The organism is Arthrobacter sp. SDR-2R (genome assembly GCF_057747955.1).
Map to the genome: position 1 here is coordinate 1120706 of NZ_CM173231.1, position 23432 is coordinate 1144137.

Sequence of the window (23432 nt, forward strand, 5' to 3'; positions counted from 1 at the left end):
GCATCCATTAGAAAGGCACACCCGTGACCATCACTGCCGACAACGCCTCATCCATCGCCGAGCTGGAGCGCCTCAAGGTCCTGCACAACGGCACCAAGGGCAAGCTCACGTTCTCCGACGCAGAGTTCGAGCGCCGCCTGGGCGGGCTCCGCCGGATCATGGCCGCCAAGGACCTGGACGCTGTCATCCTCACCAGCTACCACGGCATCAAGTACTACTCCGACTTCCTGTACACCACGTTCGGCCGCAACTACGCCCTGGTGGTCACCGCTGACGACTCCGTCACCGTCACGGCCAACATCGACGCCGGCATGCCCTGGCGCACCTCCTACGGCGAGAACATCGTCTACACCGACTGGCGCCGCGACAACTTCTACTTCGGCCTGCAGGAGGCACTGCGCCAGCGCGGCGTCAAGGCCTCCCGCCTGGGCGTCGAGGACGACTTCCTCCCCGGCCTGACCCGCGAGAAGATCGCCGCCGCCTTCCCCGGAGCGGAACTCCTGGACGTTTCGCAGGACGCCATGCGCCAGCGCATGATCAAGTCCGCCGAGGAGATCGAGGTCATCAAGCACGGCGCCCGCATCGGCGACCTGGGCGGCGAAGCCATCCGCAACGCCATCCGCGAGGGCATCACCGAGTACGAGGTGGCCCTGATCGGCACCGAGGCCATGGTGCACGAAATCGCCCGCACGTTCCCGCACCGTGAGGTCCGCGACACCTGGGTGTGGTTCCAGTCCGGCATCAACACCGACGGCGCCCACAACTGGGCCACCACCCGGAAACTGCAGCAGGGCGACATCCTCTCGCTCAACTGCTTCCCGATGACCTCCGGCTACTACACCGCCCTGGAGCGCACCCTCTTCCTGGGCCAGCCGGACGAACGCTCCCTGGAACTGTGGAACATCAACGTGGAGGTGCACCGCCGCGGCCTGGAACTCATCAAGCCCGGCGCCGTCTGCAAGGACATCGCCGCCGAGCTCAACGAGATCTACATCAGCCACGGCCTGCTGGCCAACCGCACCTTCGGCTACGGACACTCCTTCGGCGTCCTCAGCCACTACTACGGCCGCGAAGCCGGCCTGGAACTGCGCGAGGACATCGACACCGTCCTGGAACCCGGCATGGTGGTCTCCATGGAACCCATGATCACGGTGGCGGACGGCCTGCCGGGCGCCGGCGGCTACCGCGAGCACGACATCCTGGTCATCGGCGAGGACAACACGGTGGAGAACATCACCAAGTTCCCGTTCGGCCCGGAACACAACATCATCCAGGCATAACCATCACACCGGGAGGCGGCGCCACGGACACGTGGCGCCGCCTCTGCCGTCCATGAGGAAAGATGGTGTCCACCATGACTCCTGCAAAAACCTCCGACAGCAACGGCAACGGGACCGGCACCAACGGCGGGACGGACGCGAAAGGCGCCTCCGTCGTCGTCAATGCCATCGCCGTCCTGCGCACCTTCACGGCTGACGAACCACTGCTGGGCGTCACCGAAATCGCCAACCGCGTAGGCATGCACAAGAGCAGCGTCTCCCGGATCCTGGCCACCTTCGAGCAGGAAAACCTGGTGGAACGGGACCCCGAAACCAAGCGGTTCCGGCTGGGACTGGGACTCATCGCCGTCGCCGGGCCGCTGCTGGCCGAGATGGAGGAACGGCGCGTGGCGTATCCGGTCCTGCGGCAATTGACCGAGCAGACCGGGGAAACCAGTGCGCTGATGCTCTGGAACGGGGACGAGGCCATCTGCGTGGAGCAGATCGCCAGCCACCACCAGATCAAGCACACCACCCCTTTGGGGGCGCGCTACCGGGACGCCATGAGCGCCTCCGTCCAGGTATTCCTCTCCACCCTCCCGGCCGAGCGGGTACGGGAGCTGCTGCGCAGCGGAACCATCACCTTTCCAGGACTGGACGACGCCGGACTGGCAGCCTACGAAGCCAGGCTCCAGGATGTGGCGGAGCGGGGATGGGCGGGAAACTACGGCGAATCGTCCATGGACGAGGTTGGCGTCGCCGCCCCCGTCCGGGACCACCGCGGCGACATAGTGGCCGCCGTCCTCATCCCAGCCCCCCGCTTCCGGGTATCGAAGGAACAGTTCGAAAGCCTGGGGGAGGCCTGCGTGGCCGCCGCCGCCAAAGTCACCACCCGCCTGGGCGGGCGCCCCACAACCTGAAGCGGCGTGGCGGTGTTGTGCGTCTTTTAGCTGGGGTGTTCGAGCGAGATGGTTTCCAGGTGCTCGGGGACGCGGGCTTTCCAGCCAAGTTGGCGCTTGATGCGGGCCCGGAGGGTGTCTGCGGCGTCCGGTTCACCATGCGTGACGTAGGTCATGGCCGGCGCCTGGGAAGCGGTCTTCATCCATTGGATCAGCTCGTCGGAATCCGCATGGGCTGACAGTCCTTCCATTTGGATGACTTCTGCACCGATTTCAACGTCCTGTCCGTAGATGCGGAGGTGTTTTTCACCCGCGGCGAGCGATGCTCCGCGCGTGCCTCCGGCCTGGTATCCGCTGAGGATGATGGCGTTGCGCCGGTCCGGCCCGTAGGCCGCGAGGTGGTGCAGGATCCTGCCGCCAGTGAGCATGCCGCTGGCGGAGATGATGATCATGGGTCCGCCGCGAAGGTTGAGCAGCTTGGATTCGTCAGCGCTTCGGACGGGCGTAGCCACTTTGTACATGCTTTCGAATTCGTGCTGTTTGAGCCTGTGTTCCTCCCGGTGGCGCTGGTACATACCGGAGGCGTCAATGGCCATCGGGCTGTTGAGGTAGATCGGGATGGAGGGGATGGCATTCCTGGCCAGAAGGCGTGAGAGGTGCAGCAGGACTGTTTCGGCCCGGCCGACGGCGAACGCAGCGATCATGATGACGCCGCGTCGTTTGGCCACCCGGCTGATGATCTCGCCCAGTTCGGTTTCAGGGTTCCCCGCGGGATGTGCCCTGTTGCCGTAGGTGGATTCGGTGACCAGTACGTCCACGGGCTCAAGGTCACGGGGCGGGTACATCAGTGGGTCGTGGGTGCGGCCCAGATCCCCGGTGAAATGGATCGTCCTGCCGCCGAGTTTGAGGTGCACCTGTGCGGCGCCCAGGATGTGGCCGGCGGGAAGGAATGTCGCTTCGATGCCCCCGGGCAGGGAAAACGGGGAGTCGAAGCCCTGGGTCCTGAAACTGTTGAGCGATCGGACGGCGTCTTCTGCAGTGTAGAGGGGCACTGGCGGATGATGTGTTGATGATGCTGTGCGGTCCGCATACCGGGCTTCCTCTTCCTGGAGGTAACCGCTGTCGGGAAGCAGCAGTGAACACAGTTCTGCCGTACCAGGTGTCGCATAGACAGGGCCGTTGAAACCGTCGCGGACCAGGGCAGGAACATACCCGGTGTGGTCCAGGTGGGCATGTGTGAGGACAACGGCGTCGATGTTCGCGGGGCTGACCTGGAACGCTACCCGGTTACGGTCGCGGAGGTGTTTATAGCCCTGGAACAGACCGCACTCGATCAGGACCCGGTGGCCGCGTGAACGGATCAGGTACCTGGAACCCGTCACAGTGTCGGTTGCACCGAGGAACTGCAACGTCGGGGGATGCTGGTCCCTTGGCTGGGGCACTGCCCGTTACCCGCGGGTGATGGGAAGTTTTTTCGGTTCGGTGGGTTGGGCCTGCTCGGGCAACGGGGTGCGGACTTCCAGGACCCCGTTGGTGTAGGTGGCTTTGATGTCTTCTTCCTTGACCCCGTCAGGGAGCGGGATGTTCCGGCTGAAGGACCCGTAGCGGAACTCTGACCGATAGCTGCCTTTGTCCTTGTGTTCTTCCTTTTCCTGGCGTTCAGCGCGGATCCGCAGGAACCCGTCATCCATTGTCACTTCAATGTCTTTGTCAGGATCGACGCCGGGCATCTCGGCACGCACCACAAGGGTCTTGTCGTCGACGAACTCTTCGACCCTGATCGGGGCAGGGCTGGCCGGTGACTCAAACATGCGCTCTATGGAGTCCAGCAACTCCGCCGGGGAGCGCAGGGCAGACGTGAAGGGGGAGGGCCACCGGGAGGCTGCGAAGGGGGACCATTTGGGCAGATCAGACATGACAAAAACTCTCCAGATTCGGTGCGGAGGACGCCCGGAAGGGGCCGGATCAATCCAGTAAATACCCGTGCATCCGGGGCTGGCAGGGGCAAAAGACCCGCCCGCCGGGAGCCCTCACGCACAGCCCTGAAATTCATGGATACCTGAGGACTAAAGCCTCTGAAGGCAAGACGCGCCCGGCTCGAAGCTGGAAACATAGGGAGGCTTGCCCCATCCCGGCAGCCGAACTTAAACACAACAATCTCCCTCCCTGCGTACAAGGAAGCAAGCCATGTCTGCATCATCAGCACATCCGGGCGTAGGCGCACGTCACCACCGCACGGCCATCGAAATCACTGCCCTGGCGGCGGGAGCAGTTTTCGCCTTGGTGGGCGTTCTCGGTTTCATCCCTGGAGTCACCACGAACTATTCGGAACTGAGTTTCGCCGGCCCCGACTCCGGCGCGATGCTCCTGGGTGTCTTCCAGGTATCCATCCTGCACAACATTGTTCACCTCCTCTTTGGAGCAGCCGGCCTGCTCATGGGCAGGACCGCGTCCCAGTCGAAGTACTATCTCATCGGCGGCGGCGCCCTCTACCTGGTTATTTGGCTCTACGGACTCCTGATTGACCAGGCATCCTCGGCCAACTTCATCCCGGTGAACACCTCAGATAACTGGCTCCACGTGGTGCTGGGAGTCGTCATGCTCGCAGTGGGGATTGTGCTTGGCCGCGGAACCGGCCCGGCGAAAGCACCCTGACCCTCTGACCCAGTACGGCTCGGGGCAGTGAAAGGAAAGACGAATGACCAGCACTGGTCCATTCCTGATTGTTGTCGGCTTTGACGGTTCCGAACCCTCCCAGGCAGCACTGGACTGGGCGATGGATGAGGCCCGCCAACGCAATGGCCAACTCCGCCTCGTCACCGCCTGGAACAAGCCGCCGATGGCGTGGTATCCGGCTGTCCTGGAAACGGCCGCAGGTGAAATTGCCGCCGAAGAGTCTCCGGAGCACATCGCCCGGACGCTCCAGGGTGAGGCGCTGAAGGCCGCCGCAGATGGCGGCGTGACCGCTTCGGGGCAACTCGTAGACACCCATTCACCTGCTTCGGCGATTCTTGACGCCGCCAAGGACGCGGATCTCATTGTCGTCGGCTCCCGGGGCCATGGGGGATTTCCAGGGCTGCACATGGGCTCCGTATCCACCCAGGTGGTCAACCACGCCCCCTGTGCTGTCCTGGTGGTCCGATCCAAGGCGTAATGCCCCTGGAGCCTGCTCAGCTGGGCCCCGTCAGCCGCTGCAGCTGGGCGCGTGGAGGGGACGCACACCAAAAGTTCAAGCGGAATGCGCTCTACCTCTGGTGGGGTGGCGGGGCCGGTCGTAGAGTGGAAGTGCCTGCAGGTAACCATCAGATGACGCCGGGTTGTTCAGGACATGAGAATGTCCGAGCCGTCTCTTAGCGAGATCGCGAAGGTACCTGCAGGTTCTGCGTTTAAACACTTTTCTCCGCTGGAAATTTGGCTCTTGCGTCCCCGCAAAACCAGGCGTAACACTGTTAATACGTTCTTCGAAAGAAGGGCGGGAACGGACAACAGGGAACCCTGGAACACGCCGAGGATCTGATCCAGGTGGTCTGCCGGTGACGAGGCAGGAAGCACCAGGATTCCCGCAAGTTCGGGAGATGATGTTCGTCATAACGGAATCAAAACAGTCGAAGCCCCTTCAGCATTGCTGGTGGGGCTTCCCCTTGTACTGCCAGGTCAGGGCAGTCCGGCCATCCGGGCCGCCAGGTGCAGTGCCGCCAGCCGGCCCGTGCCGCGCGGATCACCGCCGCACAGCTCGAAAATGCGCTGCAACCTGTGGTGCATCGACTGGCGCTCCAGGTGCAGTTCCCTTGCAGACTGCGCTGTGTTGCAGCCTGAGTCCAGCCACACCTGCAGGGTCTCCAGCAGCTGGGACTGCCGCTGCGCATCATGCTCAAGGACCGCCCGCAGCTGCCGGTTGACGAACGCCTCCCGTGATGAGGCATCAAGGCAGGTCAGGGACAGGCTCTCCACGGCCGCGTCCTCCGCATCCACCACCACCAGGCCGCGGGCCGGATAGCGCCTGCGCGCCGACGCGTTCCTGCGCCGGATCTGGCGCACCTCCAGGGTGCGGCGGGCTTCGGCCAGGGACCAGGCGGCCTCCGCCACGCCGCCGGCCAGGGGACCGACGGCGATCACCGCATCATGGTCCCCTTCCAGCCCCTTCAGCGATTCCACAAGCTGCCGCCGTTCACCCACAGTGTCAGCGCAGGGCAGGCCGATCATCACCACCAGTTCGGCATCATCCAGATAGGCGGCGCACGGAATGCGCCGTGAGCTGAGGAAGCTTTCGACGGCGCCACGCAGCTCCTGCGGTGACGCGGCGTGGATTGCCGCCACCACGGAGGGGGAGTCCGTGGGGAAGCCGGCACCCGGAGCAAGCTGCTCAAGGCGCCACTCCGGAGCTGCGTTCAGGACTGCCCGCATCAGTTCGGCGCCAGCCAGGGCATGCAGTCCGGGAGGCGTGTGCTGCAGCAGCGCCAGGCCCAGGATGTCCACGGCGCGTTCCCCCGCCACCTGCGCCAGGGCCACGTCCGCGGCATCCGGAACCCGCACCTCCAGGCGGCCCATGAGGACACCCCGCACGGGAATGTCCACGGTGATCACCGTTCCGCCGGACCTGCCGTGAAAGCCGCCGTGCCCGCCCGGCCCGGAGCCGCCGTCGTCCGCTGTATCGCCAGCTGCCGCCGCCCCGGCTTCCGCGCCAATGTCACCGTTCCAGCCCTCGGGCATGGCGCTGCCCATGGTGACTCCCCAGGGGGAGGTGAGCTTCACCGCGGAGCTGGTGATGCCGGCCAGTACGCCCAGGATCTTGTCGAGTGAAGCGCCGTGGGCCAGCTCCGCCGCCATGGCCCGGGTGGCAGCGTCAGCCTGCTGCAGGTGTCCCACGGACTCGCTCACAAGCAGGGAATTGATGGCCTGCATGACGCCCACGAACGGCACCACCTTGCGCAGCTCCACCACCGGAAGGCCATATTCCTCGGCCTTTTCGAGCATGTTGGCCGGGATCTCCGGCAGGGCGCCACCGGTCTCGATGGCGAGCGCTGCAATCCCGCGCTGGGCCAGTTCGCGCACGTAGTCCTCGCGCTTGGCAGGCGTGGCCGTGGCCAGGGTGATCCCGCCGCACAGCAGCAGTTCGCCGCCCCGGAGCAGGGGTGCAATGTCAAGCACTTCGCTGGAGTGGACCCAGCGGACCGGTTGCGCGTCGGCCGCCACACCCAGGGGGTGGACCACGGGATCGGCGGCGGCGAGGGCGGGGTGGGCGAGTATTTCGCCAAGAAACACTGACACGACAGTCCGTAACGTAGTAGGGGAATCTGTTCGACACATCGTATCTTGTTCCTTGTGATGGGGGCCACATAGCCTTTTGGTACTTATCCACCTCACGGAGGCCCCCATGCAAGAAAAGCTTTCACCAGCCACGCCCGGCCAGCCCGGCCAGGCCACGCAGGACCACAACGCCGTGGACCACGAAGCCTGGCTCCAGCCCATCCCCGAATCAGCACGCACACGCAAGGTATCCGGCCAGTTCTGGATCTGGGCGGGCGCCAACCTGGCACCCATCAACTGGGTGCTGGGGGCACTCGGGATCCAGCTGGGCCTCGGGTTGGCTGACACCGTCACCGTCCTGGTCCTGGGCAACCTGATCGGCATGCTGCTCTTTGGCTGCTTCGTCCTCCTGGGCCAGAAGACCGGCGCCACCGGCATGGTCCTGGCCCGTGCCGCATTCGGACGGCGCGGCAATTACCTTCCGGCCGCCATCCAGGCCCTCCTGGTCATCGGCTGGTGCGCGGTGAACACCTGGATCATCCTGGACCTGGTCATGGCGCTCTTCGGAACCCTTGGGTGGGTTGACCCGGAAGCCCCCAACTACGCCTGGAAGATCGGCGTCGCCACCTTCATCATGGCCCTGCAGGTAGCCATCGCCTGGTTCGGCTACAAGGCCATCGCGGCCTTCGAAAAATGGACCGTACCGCCCACCATCCTCATCCTGGCCGTCATGTCGGCCGTCGCCTGGTTCGGCATGGACATCGACTGGGGCTACGCCGGACCGGCCGGCGCCATCCTGGAAGGCTCGGAGCGGATCGCCGCCATGAGCGCCGTCATGACCGCCATCGGCATCGGCTGGGGCATCACCTGGTTCACCTACGCCGCGGACTACTCCCGGTTCGTCAGCACCAGCGTCCCCAAGAAGAAGGTCTACCTCGCCTCGGTCCTTGGCCAGTTCATCCCGGTGGTCTGGCTGGGTGTCCTGGGCGCCAGCCTGGCCACCAACTCCGGGGAGATCGACCCCGGCAAGCTGATCGTCCTCAACTTCGGCGCCATGGCGCTGCCGGTGCTGCTCATGGTGCTCCACGGCCCCATCGCCACCAACATCCTCAACATCTATACGTTCTCCGTCGCAACCCAGGCACTGGATATCTCCATCAGCCGCCGCAAGCTCAACCTGTTCGTCGGCGTCTTCTCGCTGGCCGCCGTCGTCTTCTTCATCTTCCAGGAGGACTTCGCCGCGGTACTCGACGCCTGGCTGATTGGCCTGGTGGCCTGGGTGGCCGCCTGGGGCGGCATCATGCTGGTGCACTACTTCTGGCTGGACAAGCGCTGGCCGGGCGAGCCGGAGCGCCTGTTCGACGCCGTGGGCACCAAGCGGCTGCCCGGCGTCAACTGGGCCGGTGTCATCTCCCTGGTGGCCGGGATTTTCGCAACGTGGCTCTTCATGTACGGCCTGATCCCCATCATGCAGGGCCCCATCGCGGTGGCGCTGGGCGGCTGGGACCTGTCCTGGCTGGCCGGTGGACTGACCAGCGCCGGGGTGTACGCCATCCTCGGGCCGCGGCAGCACATCCGCTACCTGGCCCTGCAGCCCCGCATCAAGGAGGCGGCGGACAGCGCCCCTGGAGCGGACGGCAAGGCAGCGGACAGCGCGCCCGCCCTTCCCGCCCTCTAAACGGCCCTGCCCTTCTTCCCCAGCACCTGGCGGGCGCACTGCGCCCGCCGAAAGGATTTCCCATGAACCAGCCCGCCATCGCAGACCCGCTGCACCCCATCATCTGGCCCGACGGTGCCAAGGCCGCCGCATCCTTCACCTTCGACGTGGACGCAGAGTCCTGCACCATCGCCCACAACCCCACCAGCACCCGGCGCATGTCCCTGATGAGCCACCAGTCCTACGGCCCCAAAATCGCGGTGCCGCGGCTCCTGGCCATCCTGGCGCGCCAGGACATCCAGGCCACCTTCTTCATCCCGGGCTTCACCGCCGAGTCCTACCCGGACGTGGTGCGGCAGATCGTGGACGGCGGCCATGAAGTGGCGCACCACGGCTACCTGCACGAACCCATGCAGGGCATCGACGCCGCCACCGAGGCAAGCTACATCGACCGGGGCCTTGAGGCCCTGGCCACGGTGGCCGGAGTCCGGCCGGTGGGCTACCGGGCACCGTGGTGGGAGCTGAACTGGCACTCGCCGGGCCTGCTGGCCGACCGCGGCTTCCTCTACGATTCCAGCCTGCTCGACGGCGACGCCCCCTACCGCTTCGCCGTCGCCGCCGATGATCCCCGGGACATTGTGGAGATTCCGGTGGACTGGACCCTTGACGACTGGGAGCAGTACGCGTTCTATCCCGGCGTGACGGGCAGCGGGGTGATCGAGAGCCCGGCCAAGGTCCTGGAGATGTGGACCCTTGAAGCCGAGGCCCACCACTCCCAGGGCAGCTGTTTCGTGCTGACCAACCACCCGTTCATCTCCGGCCGGCCGTCCAAGGCGGTGGCGCTGGAGCAGCTGATCGAGCGGGTTAAGGCGATGGACGGCATGTGGGTAACCACCATGGAACAGATTGCCCGGCACACCAAGGAAACCGTGACGGAGGTCCACACCCACGCTCGGATCGACGTGCCGGTATTCCCGGGCGCGGGTGCACAGTTCCAGCCCGCCTTGGTGCGGCAGGGGGTGCTGGCCTAGCGTCCTGGGGTAACGTCCGGGCCCAGCGACCCGGGCGAGGAAAGCGGCCGACGGCGGGAGTTCCCGCCGCCGGCCGCTTTCGGTTGTTTACGACTGGTCAGCCGTGGTCATCAGGGACTGCATCTGGGCGGCGGCGCCGCTGCCCGGGGCGGGCGTGTAGACAACGATGTGCAGGTCCGGCCGGTCCGAAGGCGACACCTGGTGGTGTTCCAGCTGGAGGACTCCGACGGCGGGGTGGTGGAAGAGCCGCTCGCGGGATTCGAAGCCCAGGATGTCGTACAGGTCCCAGCCCTGGCGGAACTCGGGGCTTGCCTCCTTGAGCCGTTCCACCTGGTACTGGATGTCCGGATCACCCAGCCGCTGTCCGGTTTCGGCGCGGAATTCGGCAAGGAAACGCTTGCTGGTGGTGTCCCAGTCCGGGAGCAGGTCCCGGACGTAGGGGTCGGTGAACACCAGCCACAGCAGGTTCCGGTCCGCCGGGGGCGCTGTGGCGATGTTGGGGTACAGCGCCGCATAGGCCTTGTTCCAGCCGGCTACGCCCCAGTCCGGGAACAGGGCAAAGGACGGATTGGGATCAAGTGCATCCAGCAGCCGCTGGATGTGGGGCGGAGCAGTATCGGCGGCGGGGCCGGAGGGCGCCGCGGACGCATACCCGCCCAGGGACAGGACATAGCCAAGGCCGGTGGTGGAAAGATGCAGCGCACGGCTGACGGCCTCCAGGACCTGTCGGGAGGGGCTGATGTCCCTGCCCTGCTCCAGCCAGGTGTACCAGGTGACGCTGACACCGGAGAGGAAAGCCACCTCCTCGCGGCGCAATCCCCGGTCGCGCGAGCGGCCGATCGGCGGCAGGCCATAGTCGGCCCGCAGCGCCTGGTCGCGGCGGGCGCGCAGGAAGAGGCCAAGTTCCTTGCGCCGTCCGGGATCACTCACCCGAAAATACTATTACTCTGGTACTCCTACTACTAGTAGCAAGAGCGTCTTCCACCCCGGCCCATGAGCCCGCAGGATGGTAGGCATGCCTGCACTTCGCTCTAAAACAGTCACCCATGGCCGCAACATGGCCGGCGCCCGCGCACTGCTGCGCGCTTCCGGCGTCGCCAACTCGGACATCGGAAAGCCGATCATCGCCGTGGCCAACTCCTTCACCGAGTTCGTCCCCGGCCACACCCACCTCGCCCCCGTGGGCCGGATCGTCTCCGACGCGATCCTCGCCGCCGGCGCCGTGCCGCGCGAGTTCAACACCATCGCCGTGGACGACGGCATCGCCATGGGCCACAGCGGCATGCTCTACTCGCTGCCGTCCCGCGACCTGATCGCCGACTCCGTGGAGTACATGGTCAACGCACACTGCGCCGACGCCCTGGTATGCATCTCCAACTGCGACAAGATCACCCCCGGCATGCTCATGGCCGCGCTGCGCCTGAACATCCCCGTGGTCTTCGTCTCCGGCGGCCCCATGGAAGCAGGGCGCGTGACCCTGACCGACGGCTCCGTCCGCTCCCTGGACCTGGTGAACGCGATTGCCGATGCCGTGGACGAGTCCATCTCCGATGCCGACATCAACCTCATCGAAGAGAACGCCTGCCCCACCTGCGGCTCCTGCTCCGGCATGTTCACCGCCAACTCGATGAACTGCCTCACCGAGGCCATCGGCCTGTCCCTGCCGGGCAACGGGTCCGTGCTCGCCACCCATACCGCACGCAAGGCCCTGTACGAGAAGGCCGGCGCCACCGTCGTCGAACTCGTCAAGCGCTACTACGACGGCGACGACGATTCCGTGCTGCCGCGCTCCATCGCCACCGCGAAGGCCTTCGATAACGCCATGGCCCTGGACATCTCCATGGGCGGCTCCACCAACACCATCCTGCACCTGCTGGCCGCCGCCCAGGAGGCCGGCGTGGACTACGGCCTGGCCGAGATGGATGCCAAGTCCCGCCAGGTGCCCTGCCTGGCCAAGGTGGCTCCGAACGTGGCCAAGGACAAGACCTACTACATGGAGGACGTGCACCGCGCCGGCGGCATCCCCGCCCTGCTGGGCGAGCTGAACCGAGGCGGCCTCCTGCACAAGGACGTCCACTCCGTGCACTCCGATAACCTGGACGGCTGGCTGGATGACTGGGACATCCGGGGCGGCAAAGCCACCGAGGAAGCAAAGGCCCTGTGGCACGCCGCTCCCGGCGGCGTCCGTTCCTCCACCGCGTTCTCCCAGTCGAACGAGTGGACCTCCCTGGACACCGACGCCGCGGAAGGCTGCATCCGCTCGGTGGAGCACGCGTACTCCAAGGACGGCGGACTGGCCGTGCTCCGCGGCAATGTGGCCATCGACGGCGCCGTGGTGAAGACCGCCGGCGTGGACGAGTCCATCTGGACCTTCTCGGGCCCGGCCGTGGTGTGCGAGTCCCAGGATGAAGCCGTGGAGAAGATCCTGAACAAGACCGTCAAGGAAGGCGACGTGGTGGTCATCCGTTACGAAGGCCCCCGCGGCGGTCCCGGCATGCAGGAAATGCTCTACCCGACGTCGTTCCTCAAGGGCCGCGGCCTGGGCAAGAAGTGCGCCCTCATCACTGATGGCCGTTTCTCCGGCGGCACGTCCGGCCTGTCGATCGGGCACATCTCGCCGGAGGCTGCCTCCGGCGGCGCCATCGCCCTGGTGGAGGACGGTGACATCATCAGCATCAACATCTCGCAGCGTTCCATGCAGCTTGAGGTCTCGGACGAGATCCTGGCCGAACGCCGCGAGAAGCTGGAGGTCAACGGCGGCTACAAGCCCAAGGACCGGGACCGCCAGGTCTCCGCTGCACTGCGCGCCTACGCCGCCATGGCCCTGTCCGCGGACAAGGGCGCAGTACGGGATGTGTCGCTGGTAGAGCGGTAAGGCGTCCGCGGCGGGAGAGGGGAGAAGCAGGTCCTCCGGCCCTCCCCCGCCCGGGCCCGGCGCGCCACACTTGAAGGGTCATCGGCAGGCCCAAAGGAGGGTGTGGTGCGCAGGCTCATCACGGCGTTTTCGGCAGCGGCCCTGGCAATGCTGTTCCTGGCCGGCTGCTCACCGCAGCCGGGAAGTCCACAGCCCTCGCCATCCACGGCGGGCTCTGCCGCCACGTCAGCAACGGCCACCGGTACGGCCGCCGGGCCGACGCCGTCGAGCGTCCCTTCCACACCAACAGCCGCGCCCGGCACTTCTGCGGCCGGTTCTGCCGCGGCTGCCTGGACCACGTTCACGACGGCGGATGGCGCCATGGCGTTCGACTTACCTGCCGCCTGGAGCGTCAAGGATCCGGCAGGGGAGTTGGCGGAGGGCGGAGGGGCCTTTGCGGAGGTGCGGAACCAGGCCGGAAAGGTGATGGCCACGCTGCGGACCAACATGGCCACCGGCTCCACGTGTACCGAGAGGTACCCGTATGAAGTCCTGGACAGCGCGGACATCCCGGTACTGGTCCAGGGCGGAGTGGTGCCGCAGTTCGTGTTCGAGACCCGCGCAAACGCCGCGGCGCCGGGCATGTACCGCACCCCGGCGGCCGGCTACGGCATTACGTCCGGCCCTCCGCCGAGCGGTCCCGACGCCTGCCCCATCTTCCAGTTTTTCCGGTGGCCGCCCAACGCTGCCATGTTCGGCGCCTCCTACGACCCGGAAATCAACGCGACACCCGGCGACCAGTCACTGCCGTACCTTGAGCTGGCGCGGAAGTACCGGGACACGGCCGAGTACGCGGACATCAAGAGAATGATCACCTCGCTGCGGCCGGTAAACCGCTGACCGGACGATACGTGGGCCTGGCCCCTTGTCAACGGGCCAAAGGTCCGGTCCTGCCGTCCTGCCGTGACGGTACCCTGTTGACATGGTGCAGGAATTTTCCGACTACCGGGCGGAAGGCATCCTGCTTGCTGGGGCAGGGCGGGCCATTCTGCTGCAGCTTGCCAATCCGGCCATTGGCCGGGGCGTGGCGGAACACAGCACGTTCACTGAGCGCCCCGTCAACAGGCTCAAAGGCACACTGACGTATGTCTACGCGGTCGTCTATGGAAACGACGCCCAGGTTAACGAGGTCCGCCGCAGGGTTAACCGGGCTCATGTTCCGGTGCACGGCACTGCGGACAAAACGTCCGCCGGGTACAACGCCTATGATCCGGAACTGCAGCTCTGGGTGGTGGCCACACTCTACGACACCGCTCTGACCATCATCGAGAAGATCTACGGCCCGCTGGACGATGCAGCTGCCGACGCCATGTACCTGGACTACGCGCGGATCGGCACCGCGCTGCAGCTTCCGCCGGGCATGTGGCCCAAGGACAGGGCGGAGTTCGGCCGCTACTGGGCCGAACACGTCTCCACCCTGCACGCGGAGGCCCCCGGGGTCCGCGTTGGACGCGGCCTGCTGTTTCCCAAGCACACAGCCCTGTGGTACCGGGCCATCATCCCCCCTGCCAGGTTCCTCACCGCCGGACTCCTTCCCCACCAGTTGCGGAAAGACTTCGGCCTCGGCTGGAGCGACCGGCACGAACGGCGCTTCAACCGCACCTTTCGCATCCTGGCCGTTGCCTACCCGCGGCTGCCGCGGGGCATCAGGTACTGGTTCAAGAACTACTGCCTGCGCGAACTCGACAGGGACCTGAAGAGGAACACCCGGCCAAGCCAGCGCCAGGGGATCAGTGCCTAGCCCCAGACGCGGTTCACCACCGGTGGAGCAGCGGATCGACGAACGGGCCAGGAGGTTCCTGGCAACTGCTCCGGCCGGCGGCGGCAAAACAAGACTCACTGAGTTCGTGGTCTTTGGCCTCAAGCAGGGCTGGGCCTGCATCTTCGGCGCGGCGCTCCTGGCAGTGCTCATGGCCGCCAGGATCTGGTATCCGGACACTGCCGGCCTGGCGCGCAACGACTTCCTGACGATCGCCGCCGTCGTCATCCAAATCCTGATGGTGGCGTTCAAGCTGGAAACCCTGCGGGAACTGCGGGTCATCGTCCTGTTCCATCTTGTGGGGACCGTCATGGAGCTGTTCAAGACGGACGTGGGTTCGTGGTCCTACGATGCCCAAGGCTTCCTGCGCATCGGGGCCGTGCCGCTCTTCAGCGGGTTCATGTATGCCGCCGTGGGCTCGTACATGGTGCGCGTCTACCGGCTGTTCGACCTGAAGTTCGCCGCCTACCCCCGGCGCTGGATCACCGCCGTCCTCGCCGCCGCGATCTACGCCAACTTCTTCACCCACCACTACATCTGGGACCTGCGCTGGGTGCTGCTCGCCGCCGTCGTGCTCATCTACGGCCGGTGCGTCATGCACTTCCGCGTGTTCCGCCGGGAGTTCCACATGCCGCTGCCGGTCTCTTTCCTGCTGGTGGCGCTGTTCATCTGGCTCGCCGAGAACATCGCCACCTGGTCCGGTGCCTGGCTCTACCCCAGCCAGGTGGACGGCTGGCACCCGGTGGGCCTTGAGAAACTCGTGGCTTGGTTCCTGCTAATGATCATCTCTGTGGTGCTGGTGGCCTGGGTGTACAAGCCGCAGCCCCCGGTGGCGGCCACGGGAGGGCGGCGGGAGGCCCCGTCGTCCGCTGTGCTGCGGTAAGGGGGGTCTGCCAAGACCCGTTTCAGCAGGGCCCTCGCTAGGGCTTCGGAAGCGCGCTTTGATGGAGGCTATGGCCTCCGAAACAACCGTCATCAACACCAGCGGGCAGCAGCGACCAGGCATCCCCGGGCACCAGCAGGCCCACTGGGGAGGCGTCTTCGCGATGTCGCTGTGCGTCTTCGCGCTGATCGCCTCCGAGTTCATGCCGGTCAGCCTGCTCACGCCGATGGCCTCGGAACTGCAGGTTTCCGAGGGCATGGTGGGACAGGGCATCGCGGTCTCCGGCGTGCTGGCCGTCCTGACCAGCCTGTCCGTGTCCACTCTGGCCGGCGGCATGAACCGCAAGACCCTGCTGCTGGGCCTGACGGCGCTGATGGCCGCCTCCGCGGCGCTGGTGGCCACGGCCCCGGGGTACCTGCCCTTCATGATCGGCCGCGCCCTCATCGGCGTGGTGATCGGGGGGTTCTGGACCATGTCGGCAGCCACCGCCATGCGGCTGGTGCCGGCCCACCAGGTGGCGCGGGCCTTGGCCATCTTCAACGGCGGCAACGCCCTCGCAACCGTGCTGGCTGCACCGCTGGGAAGCTACCTTGGCTCCGTCATCGGCTGGCGCGGGGCGTTCTTCTGCCTGGTGCCGGTGGCCGTGCTCGCGCTTCTCTGGCAGTGGATCAGCCTGCCGTCCATGAACGTCCAAAGGCAGGCGCGTGCGGCGGGAAACATCTTCGGGATCTTCGCCGCGTTCAAGAGCCGGCCGATTGCCTGGGGCATGGCCGCCTGCGGCGCCTTCTTCATGGGGCAGTTCGTCCTGTTCACCTACGTCCGCCCGTTCCTGGAAACGGTGACCCGCGTCGATGCGGGCATGGTGTCCCTGGTGTTGCTGGTCATCGGTGCGGCGGGATTTGCAGGCACCCTGCTGATCGGCCGGTTTCTCGGCACCGGACTGTACCGGACGCTGGTCTTTATTCCGGCGCTCATGGCAGTCCTTGCCGCAGCGCTCGTTCCCTCCGGCGGGTGGATCGCCGCCGTCGTGGTTCTCCTGGGCCTGTGGGGCCTGATGTCCACGTCCGCGCCGGTGGGCTGGTGGAGCTGGATTGCGAAGGCGATGCCCCACAACGCGGAGGCGGGCGGCGGCCTGATGGTGGCCGTCATCCAAACATCAATCGCCATCGGATCCACGCTGGGCGGAGTGCTGTTCGACTGGGCCGGCTACCGCGTCACCTTCCTGGTGGCCGCAGCGGTCCTTGCGGCGGCGTCCGTCCTGGCCTTCGTGACGTCCCGGGCCACGCCTGCCGGCCCCGGGCAGACAGCATGACCAACGCACACCTTCCCATCTACCCGAACCATCAGGAGGAGAACATGAAGTACACCCAGAGCGGCGGCCAGACGGCGGCCGGGCCCAAGGAATGGTTCACGGGTACGGTCCAGATCGACGGGATCCGGAATCCGGATGAACAGTCAGCCATTGGCTGCGCGCACGTCCGGTTCGCGCCCGGCGCCCGGACCGCCTGGCACCACCACCCCATGGGCCAGACCCTCTACGTGACGGACGGCATCGGCCTGGTGGCCCGCCGCGGCGGCGAGGTCCAGGAAATCCGCCCCGGCGATGTGGTCTACATCGAACCCGGCGAGGAGCACTGGCACGGGGCCACCCCTGAGCGGTTCATGGCACACATCGCCATGCAGGAAGCCGACGGGAACGGACAGGTTGTCACCTGGCTCCGCCACGTGACCGATGAGGAGTACGGGGCGTAACTGACGTTTGCGCACAAGGAGGGCCGACGACGCCGGGAGTTCCCGACGTCGTCCGCCCTCCTTGTGTGTGGGGCAGGTCAGTCCTCGTACGTGTTCGCGATGTAGACATCGCACGGGGCATTGTGCGCCACACTGTTGGCGACGCTGCCCAGGAGCCGGCCGATGCCGCGCATCCTGCGGTTGCCCACCACGATCAGCCGGGCATCCAGGCGGATGGCTTCCTTGATGAGGGAATCGGCCGGCTTGCCGCGGGCAGCGAAGTGGGTAATCTCCACTCCCGGCCGCGAGGCGCCGAGCGACTTTGCCACCATCTCCGAGCTGTCCGCGTTGGAGATGCGCACCTTGTCCGAGCCCACCCCGAAGGTTTCGGCGTTCTCCATTTCAAAGGCGGTCACCACATGGAGTGTCGCTCCCAGCGACTCCGCCAGCCCCAGCGCCACTTCCGCAGCCTTCCGTGCGGACGGGCTGGCGTCCACACCTACAACGATTACACCGCTCATGTCCTGCTCCTTCGTCCAGTCCTGGCCTTAATGTTCACTGCCAGTCTAGGGACTACCCCTCCCGGGCCCTCGTATCACACGGCCTGGGGCACCGTCTCATGGACCCGGCAGTCAGAACGCGGATCCAATCGAGGCAAGGCCGGCGGCGGACGCCCCCGCGTACCGGTTGGCCGGCCGTGGCAGGCCGTAGTGCTCCCGCAGGGTCCGGCCCGTGTATTCGGTCCGGAACAGGCTGCGCTCCTGCAGGATGGGCACCACCTGGTCCACGAAGGTTTCCAGCCCGGACGGGAGCACCGGCGGCATGATGTTGAAGCCGTCCGCCGCTCCGCCGTCGAACCATTCCTGGATGGCGTCCGCCACCTGCACCGGGGTGCCGGTGAAGGTGCGGTGCCCGCGGCCGCCGCCCAGGCGGCCGATCAGCTGCCGCACGGTGAGCTGCTCCCGGCGCGCCAGCTGGACGATCAGGGTGTAGCGGCTCTTGGCGCCCTCGATCTCATCCTCGCTGGGCAGGTTGTCCGGCAGTTGCCGGTCCAGCGGCAGGTCCTCCGGGTCCACGCGCAGGGTCTTGGCCAGCTGGATCCGGGCGTATTCGGGCTTGATCAGCCGGTCCAGCTCGCGCTCCAGCTCCTGGGCTTCCTCCTCCGTGGCACCAATGACCGGCACGATGCCCGGCAGGATCTTGATGGCCTCCGGATCACGGCCGGCAGCCGCGGTGCGGGCCTTCAGGTCGCGGTAGAACTCCTGCGCATCGGCAAGGGTCTGGTGGGCGGTAAAGACGGCGTCCGCGTACCGGGCAGCGAGGTCCTTGCCGTCCTCGGACGAGCCCGCCTGGACGATCAGCGGGTGCCCCTGCGGTGAGCGGGGAACGTTCAGGGGACCGCGGACCTTGAAGTGCCTGCCCTCGTGGTCGATGGTCCGGATCTTGTCCGCGTCACCCCACACGCCTTCGGCCTTGTCGGCCAGCACGGCGTCGTCCTGCCAGCTGTCCCACAGCTTCTGCGCCACCTCGATGAACTCTGCGGCGCGCTCGTACCGGACAGCGTGGGCGGGCTGGTCGTCCACGCCGAAGTTGCGGGCGGCGTCCGGGCCGGCCGTGGTCACCACGTTCCACCCTGCCCGTCCGCCGCTGGCCCAGTCCACGGACGCGAAGCGGCGGGCCAGGTTGAAGGGCTCGTTGTAGGTGGTGGACGCGGTGGCGATCAGCCCGATCCGTTCGGTGGCGCCGGCGATCGCCGTCAGCAGCACCGTGGGCTCGAGCTTGCCGGCAGGACGGCGGCCCACCTCGCCGAACAGGACGGGGGAGTCGGCAAAGAAGATGGAGTCCAGCTTGCCGCGCTCGGCAGTCTGGGCGAGCAACTTGTAGTGCCCAATATCCGTGCTGGCCTGCGGATCGCTTTCCGGCAGCCGCCATGAGGCCTCGTGGTGGCCGGTGCTCATCAGGAACGCGTTCAGGTGGAGCCGGCGCCGGGGAGGGTTGTTGGAAGTCATGGGTAGTCCTTCGGGTCTGGTGGTTCAGTGGGTGGCGCCGACGACGCCAAGATCGGTGAGGAGGCCGCGGCGGAGGGCTTCATGCCCGGCCGCATCGGCGGAGGAGCGGATCTCCGGCGTTACCGGGCGGACGGTGGCGATGCGGCCGTGGTCCAGGACCACGATCCGGTCTGCAAGCGCGATGGCCTCGTCCACGTCGTGCGTGACCAGCAGGACGGCTGGGCGGTGCGCGGCCACCAGGTCCTGGAGCAGCCCGTGCATCCTGATCCGGGTCAGCGCATCCAGGGCGCCGAACGGCTCGTCGGCCAGCAGCAGCTGGGGTTCGCGGACCAGTGAACGGGCCAGCGCCACGCGCTGCTGTTCGCCGCCGGACAGCTGGTGCGGCCATGCTTTTTCACGTCCGGCGAGCCCCACTTCGGCGAGGGCCTTGCGGGCGCGGGCTTCGGCGTCGTGCTCCCGGACGCCCAGGGTGACATTGCCCAGCACGCTGTCCCAGGGCAGGAGCCGCGAGTCCTGGAAAACCACGGAGACGCGGTCCGGGACGCTGATCACGCCGCTGCCCCGGACGTTGTGGTCCAGGCCGGCCAGGGCGCGCAGCAGGGTGCTTTTGCCGCAGCCGCTGGGTCCCAGCAGGGCCACGAACTCGCCGGGGGCGATGTCCAGGTCAACGCCGTTCAGGACTCCCTTCGGGCCGAATCCCCGGACCAGGTCCCGGACGGAAACGGCGGAACGTACGGGACGTGCGGGCCCGATGGCGGTCAGCCCGCCAGGGTGCGCTGCCATGAGAGGGCCTTTCGTTCGATGAAGCGGACAATGCCGTCGGAGAGGAGGCCAAGGATGCCGTAAACGGCCAGGCCCAGGACGATGATGTTGGTCTGGCCATAGGTGCGGGCGAGCTCCATCATGTAGCCGATGCCGCTGGTGGCGTTGATCTGCTCCACCACCACCAGGGACACCCAGGCGCCGGTCACGGCGAAGCGCAGGCCCAGGAAGAACCCGGGCAGGGCACCGGGGAGGACCACCTTGCGGATGAAGCCGGCCCGGCTGAGCCCCACGGTCTGTGCGAGCTCCACGAAGCGCAGGTCGATGCCGCGCAGGCCCGCATGCGTCTGCAGGTACACCGGGACAAAGACGCCCAGGGTGATGGTGAGGACCTTCATGGTCTCGTCGATGCCGAACCACAGGATCAGCAGCGGGATCAGGGCCAGGCCGGGGATGGCGCGCTTGATCTGCACGGGCCCGTCGATGAAGGCCTCACCCACCCGGCTCAGCCCGGACAGGAGCGCCAGGACGGCGCCCACCAGGATGCCGAAGAAGAGCCCCAGGCCGGCGCGCTGGGCGGAAATGGCCAGGTTCTCCTGGAGCCGGCCGTCCGCGATGAGCTCACCGGCGGTGGCCACCACGGTCCAGGGCTCGGACAGGATCCTGGGGTCCAGGAGCCCTGTTGCGGAAGAGACTGTCCACAGCAGCAGCAAGGCGGACGGGCCCACCCAGGCGAGCTGCCGGCGTCGTCCGGGCCCCAGCCGCTTCCCTGCGGGCCGCACATCCGGCCGCCCTGCCGGTGCCGGATCCTGGTGGGCTGCCACCACGGGCCGGTCCAGTACGGCGCTCATGCGGCACCTGCCTTTCCGGCGGGCGCAAATGCCGTGCCGGCGATGGCTTCAAACCTGGTGTCGTACAGGTCGGCCGCCGTCAGCTGCGGCTTCTTCTGCTCGCGGGCCAGGAGGTCGATGGTTTCCTGGTGCCTGGCGATCGCTTCGGTCCAGGCGGTGGGCAGGTCGCGCTTGCCGGTGGCATCGATCAGGTATTGGCCGTCCTCGCGGGACAGCCCCTGGTCCTTGACGTAGTAGCCGTCAAGCCACTCCGCCGGGTGGTCTTCGATCCAGCGCTGCGCCTTGCCCCAGACCTTCACGTAGGCGGCCAGGGCGGCGGCCTTGGCCGGATCGGCCAGGACCTTGGCGGGGGAGTAGAGGAGGCTGGGATCATCGCGCAGCCCGTGGCGGATGGTGGTGGCGCCGTCGGCCTTGTACTTGGCCAGGTAGCGTTTGATCTGGACCCCGCCCAGGGGAGCGGCGTCCACCTGTTTGCTGGCCAGCGCCGTGGCGTAGGCGTCCCCGGTGCTGGGCAGCTCCACCAGCTTGACGTCCTCCTGCCTGAGCCCGGCCTTGTCCAGGATCCGCAGCACCAGCGCACCCTGCGCCTGGCCCGGGCTGTAGGCCACTTTCTTGCCGCGCAGGTCTTCCAGGCGGCTGATGCCCGCTCCCGGGGCGACGCCCAGCTCATAAATGGGATGGTTCACGGCATCCTGGCGGTAGCCCGCGGCGATGATGCGGACGTCGAGGCCGGTCCAGGTGGCGTGGATGGGCGGGATGTCCGCCACGGACCCCACGTCCAGGGCGTTCGCCCGGAACGCCTCGGTTGTCTGCGGGCCGCCGGAGATGTTGGCGAACTCCACCGTGAAGCCGTCCAGGTCCTTGATCAGGCCGGACAGTTCCAGCGCCACTTTGATGCTGGGATCGCCCACCTTGATGGTGGTCCCGGCGGGCACCGAGGCAGCCAGCGGTTCCAGGGCGCCCTGGCTGATGCGGGCGCCGCCTGCGGTGGCGGTCCCGCCGCAGGCGGACAGCAGGCCGACGGCGGGAATCGCCAGAAGTGCGCCCAGCGCACGGCGGCGGGTGAATGCCGGGGAGCCGGGGCTGGAGTGGGGCGGGGGTGCTGGGAAGGACATGGTGTTCCTTTCGGGGAAAGATTCCGGGTACGACGACGGCCCCCGGGGTGTGTGCCCGGGTGGACGTGTGAGGTGGGTGGGGCCGTCGGCGCGGCGGCGTGCCCGCGCTTTGGGCTGGTGCTTACGGCCTGGCCGGTGCCGTGAAAACACTCAAGCACGGTCCGCAGGGCGTTGGCCAGCAGCACGCAATGGAGGCTAAACGCTGCGAAACGGCGCTACTTATGGCGCCATCCGGCCGACAAACGCGGACCAATGGGGACAAGCCAGGCAACGCGGAGCCACGAACCGCAACGGAGGTTAATGTGACTGGACGGCAAGGCGCGGGCGAAGGCCGGCGGCCGGTGAAGCCCTGTGGCCTAGGCGCGGACTTGGCCCTGGGCCATGTCCGCGATCTTTTCGGTGGCCGCCCAGGAGGCCAGGAGCTTGAGGGCCTCCTCGGAAGGGCTGCCGGGAGTGGCGGGATACACGGTGAGCGTGTGCCCGGGGTCCTCTTCCAGGCCCAGGACCTGGTAGTTCAGTTCCAGGAGGCCCACCACGGGGTGCTGGAAGAACTTGGTCCCCGCGTAGTGGCGGCGGACGTTGTGCGCTGCCCAGAGCGTGCGGAACTCGTCACTCCGCATGGACAGCTCACCGATGAGTTCGGCGATGCCCTTGTCATGCGGGTTGCGGCCCGCCTCGCGGCGGAGGATGGCCACATTGGTGTTGGCGGCCCGGTCCCAGTCGGTGTAGAAGTTGTGGGCCCGGGGGTCAAGGAAGATGAACCGGGAGTGGTTGGCCGGCCGTGACGGGGCACGGTACATGTCCGAGTAGAGGGCGTAGCCCAGGGTGTTGGCGGCCACGATGTCCATCCGGTTGTTGCCGATGAACGCAGGTGCCCCGGTGATGGTGTCCAGGAGGTACTGCAGCTCGGGCCGCACTTTCGAGGGCGCGGACCCGCCTGCGCCCGCAGCCCTCTTCCGGCCCGACGTGTTGGCCGCCCGGGCCAGGTCGTAGAGGTGGTCGTGTTCCGCGCGGTCCAGTTCCAGGGCACCGGCAATGGCATCCAGGACACTGTCCGAAACGCCGCTGAGGTTCCCGCGTTCCAGCCGGGTGTAATAGTCCACGCTGACGCCCGCCAGCCGGGCCACCTCCTCGCGGCGCAGCCCCGGTACGCGCCGCCGGCCGCCGTACGGTTCAATGCCGGCCTGCTCAGGGGTGATGCGCCCACGGCGGGAGGACAGGAACTGTCGGACCTCGGCTCGGTTATCCATGGGGACCACGTTACGACCATCGGCATCGCCCTAAGGAGGTTCTGCCAGAACCAGTTACAGCAGGG

22 protein-coding genes are annotated in these 23432 nt (G+C 67.0%); 12 read left to right on the forward strand and 10 right to left on the reverse strand.

Annotation, left to right across the window (positions count from 1 at the left end; all coding sequences use genetic code 11):
* Positions 1-23 precede the first annotated feature (23 nt).
* The gene (locus tag AC3ANU_RS05155) at positions 24-1280 is read left to right on the forward strand and encodes an aminopeptidase P family protein (RefSeq protein ID WP_018770635.1); all 1257 of its coding nucleotides are present in this window, start codon (positions 24-26) and stop codon (positions 1278-1280) included.
* 62 nt (positions 1281-1342) lie between these two features.
* Positions 1343-2179 (forward strand): IclR family transcriptional regulator, encoded by an 837-nt coding sequence (locus AC3ANU_RS05160; RefSeq protein WP_056391544.1) that lies wholly within the window; start codon positions 1343-1345, stop codon positions 2177-2179.
* A gap of 26 nt (positions 2180-2205) precedes the next feature.
* Here AC3ANU_RS05160 and AC3ANU_RS05165 read toward each other — a convergent pair whose 3' ends face one another.
* A complete protein-coding gene (locus AC3ANU_RS05165) occupies positions 2206-3600 on the reverse strand; it encodes an MBL fold metallo-hydrolase (protein ID WP_043425183.1) in 1395 nt (464 codons plus the stop codon).
* Positions 3601-3606: 6 nt separating this feature from the next.
* Complete coding sequence (locus AC3ANU_RS05170; RefSeq protein WP_488315588.1) at positions 3607-4074, reverse strand: Hsp20/alpha crystallin family protein; 468 nt, start codon at positions 4072-4074, stop codon at positions 3607-3609.
* A 271-nt stretch (positions 4075-4345) separates the two neighbouring features.
* On the opposite strand from AC3ANU_RS05170, the gene AC3ANU_RS05175 reads away from it, so the two are divergent.
* Positions 4346-4813: a DUF4383 domain-containing protein gene (locus AC3ANU_RS05175; protein ID WP_056391542.1), complete on the forward strand. Its 468-nt coding sequence runs from the start codon at positions 4346-4348 to the stop codon at positions 4811-4813.
* A 43-nt stretch (positions 4814-4856) separates the two neighbouring features.
* Positions 4857-5312, forward strand: a complete 456-nt coding sequence (locus AC3ANU_RS05180) for a universal stress protein (protein ID WP_488315589.1) — start codon at positions 4857-4859, stop codon at positions 5310-5312.
* 500 nt (positions 5313-5812) lie between these two features.
* Here AC3ANU_RS05180 and AC3ANU_RS05185 read toward each other — a convergent pair whose 3' ends face one another.
* Positions 5813-7426: a PucR family transcriptional regulator gene (locus tag AC3ANU_RS05185; protein WP_488315590.1), complete on the reverse strand. Its 1614-nt coding sequence runs from the start codon at positions 7424-7426 to the stop codon at positions 5813-5815.
* 106 nt (positions 7427-7532) lie between these two features.
* Here AC3ANU_RS05185 and AC3ANU_RS05190 point away from each other — a divergent pair, with 106 nt between their 5' ends.
* Positions 7533-9083 carry a purine-cytosine permease family protein gene (locus AC3ANU_RS05190; protein ID WP_488315591.1) on the forward strand — a complete coding sequence of 517 codons (1551 nt, stop codon included), beginning with the start codon at positions 7533-7535 and terminating at the stop codon, positions 9081-9083.
* A gap of 62 nt (positions 9084-9145) precedes the next feature.
* Positions 9146-10093, forward strand: a complete 948-nt coding sequence (locus AC3ANU_RS05195) for a polysaccharide deacetylase family protein (protein WP_268002005.1) — start codon at positions 9146-9148, stop codon at positions 10091-10093.
* Between the two features lie 87 nt (positions 10094-10180).
* Here the strand turns inward: AC3ANU_RS05195 and AC3ANU_RS05200 are convergent, their stop codons facing one another.
* Positions 10181-11023 (reverse strand): helix-turn-helix transcriptional regulator, encoded by an 843-nt coding sequence (locus AC3ANU_RS05200; protein WP_488315592.1) that lies wholly within the window; start codon positions 11021-11023, stop codon positions 10181-10183.
* 85 nt (positions 11024-11108) lie between these two features.
* Here AC3ANU_RS05200 and ilvD point away from each other — a divergent pair, with 85 nt between their 5' ends.
* From ilvD to AC3ANU_RS05230, 6 genes are all read left to right on the forward strand, one after another.
* On the forward strand, positions 11109-12968 hold the full coding sequence (gene ilvD, locus AC3ANU_RS05205) for a dihydroxy-acid dehydratase (RefSeq protein WP_134165483.1): 1860 nt from the start codon (positions 11109-11111) through the stop codon (positions 12966-12968).
* 105 nt (positions 12969-13073) lie between these two features.
* Entirely contained in the window at positions 13074-13847 is a 774-nt protein-coding gene (locus AC3ANU_RS05210; protein WP_018770624.1) for a hypothetical protein, read from the forward strand.
* 82 nt (positions 13848-13929) lie between these two features.
* Complete coding sequence (locus AC3ANU_RS05215; RefSeq protein WP_056391521.1) at positions 13930-14748, forward strand: oxygenase MpaB family protein; 819 nt, start codon at positions 13930-13932, stop codon at positions 14746-14748.
* Positions 14741-15649, forward strand: coding sequence for a DUF817 domain-containing protein (locus AC3ANU_RS05220; protein ID WP_134165480.1), 909 nt, complete (start codon positions 14741-14743; stop codon positions 15647-15649). Before AC3ANU_RS05215 ends, AC3ANU_RS05220 begins: the two co-directional genes overlap by 8 nt.
* A gap of 70 nt (positions 15650-15719) precedes the next feature.
* Positions 15720-16961, forward strand: a complete 1242-nt coding sequence (locus tag AC3ANU_RS05225; protein WP_488315593.1) for an MFS transporter — start codon at positions 15720-15722, stop codon at positions 16959-16961.
* Between the two features lie 44 nt (positions 16962-17005).
* Positions 17006-17401: a (R)-mandelonitrile lyase gene (locus tag AC3ANU_RS05230; RefSeq protein ID WP_134165516.1), complete on the forward strand. Its 396-nt coding sequence runs from the start codon at positions 17006-17008 to the stop codon at positions 17399-17401.
* Positions 17402-17478: 77 nt separating this feature from the next.
* Here AC3ANU_RS05230 and AC3ANU_RS05235 read toward each other — a convergent pair whose 3' ends face one another.
* The 6 genes from AC3ANU_RS05235 to AC3ANU_RS05260 all read right to left on the reverse strand — a co-directional run bounded on the left by AC3ANU_RS05235 (position 17479) and on the right by AC3ANU_RS05260 (position 23367).
* Positions 17479-17901, reverse strand: coding sequence for a universal stress protein (locus tag AC3ANU_RS05235; RefSeq protein WP_018770619.1), 423 nt, complete (start codon positions 17899-17901; stop codon positions 17479-17481).
* Positions 17902-18012: 111 nt separating this feature from the next.
* Entirely contained in the window at positions 18013-19389 is a 1377-nt protein-coding gene (locus AC3ANU_RS05240; protein WP_488315594.1) for an LLM class flavin-dependent oxidoreductase, read from the reverse strand.
* 24 nt (positions 19390-19413) lie between these two features.
* Complete coding sequence (locus tag AC3ANU_RS05245; protein WP_488315595.1) at positions 19414-20172, reverse strand: ABC transporter ATP-binding protein; 759 nt, start codon at positions 20170-20172, stop codon at positions 19414-19416.
* The gene (locus AC3ANU_RS05250; protein WP_488315596.1) at positions 20148-21002 is read right to left on the reverse strand and encodes an ABC transporter permease; all 855 of its coding nucleotides are present in this window, start codon (positions 21000-21002) and stop codon (positions 20148-20150) included. The genes AC3ANU_RS05245 and AC3ANU_RS05250 overlap by 25 nt, the downstream gene beginning before the upstream one ends.
* On the reverse strand, positions 20999-22117 hold the full coding sequence (locus AC3ANU_RS05255; RefSeq protein ID WP_488315597.1) for an ABC transporter substrate-binding protein: 1119 nt from the start codon (positions 22115-22117) through the stop codon (positions 20999-21001). The genes AC3ANU_RS05250 and AC3ANU_RS05255 overlap by 4 nt, the downstream gene beginning before the upstream one ends.
* Before the next feature lie 356 nt (positions 22118-22473).
* Entirely contained in the window at positions 22474-23367 is an 894-nt protein-coding gene (locus AC3ANU_RS05260) for a helix-turn-helix transcriptional regulator (RefSeq protein ID WP_026265975.1), read from the reverse strand.
* Between the last annotated feature and the right edge of the window lie 65 nt (positions 23368-23432).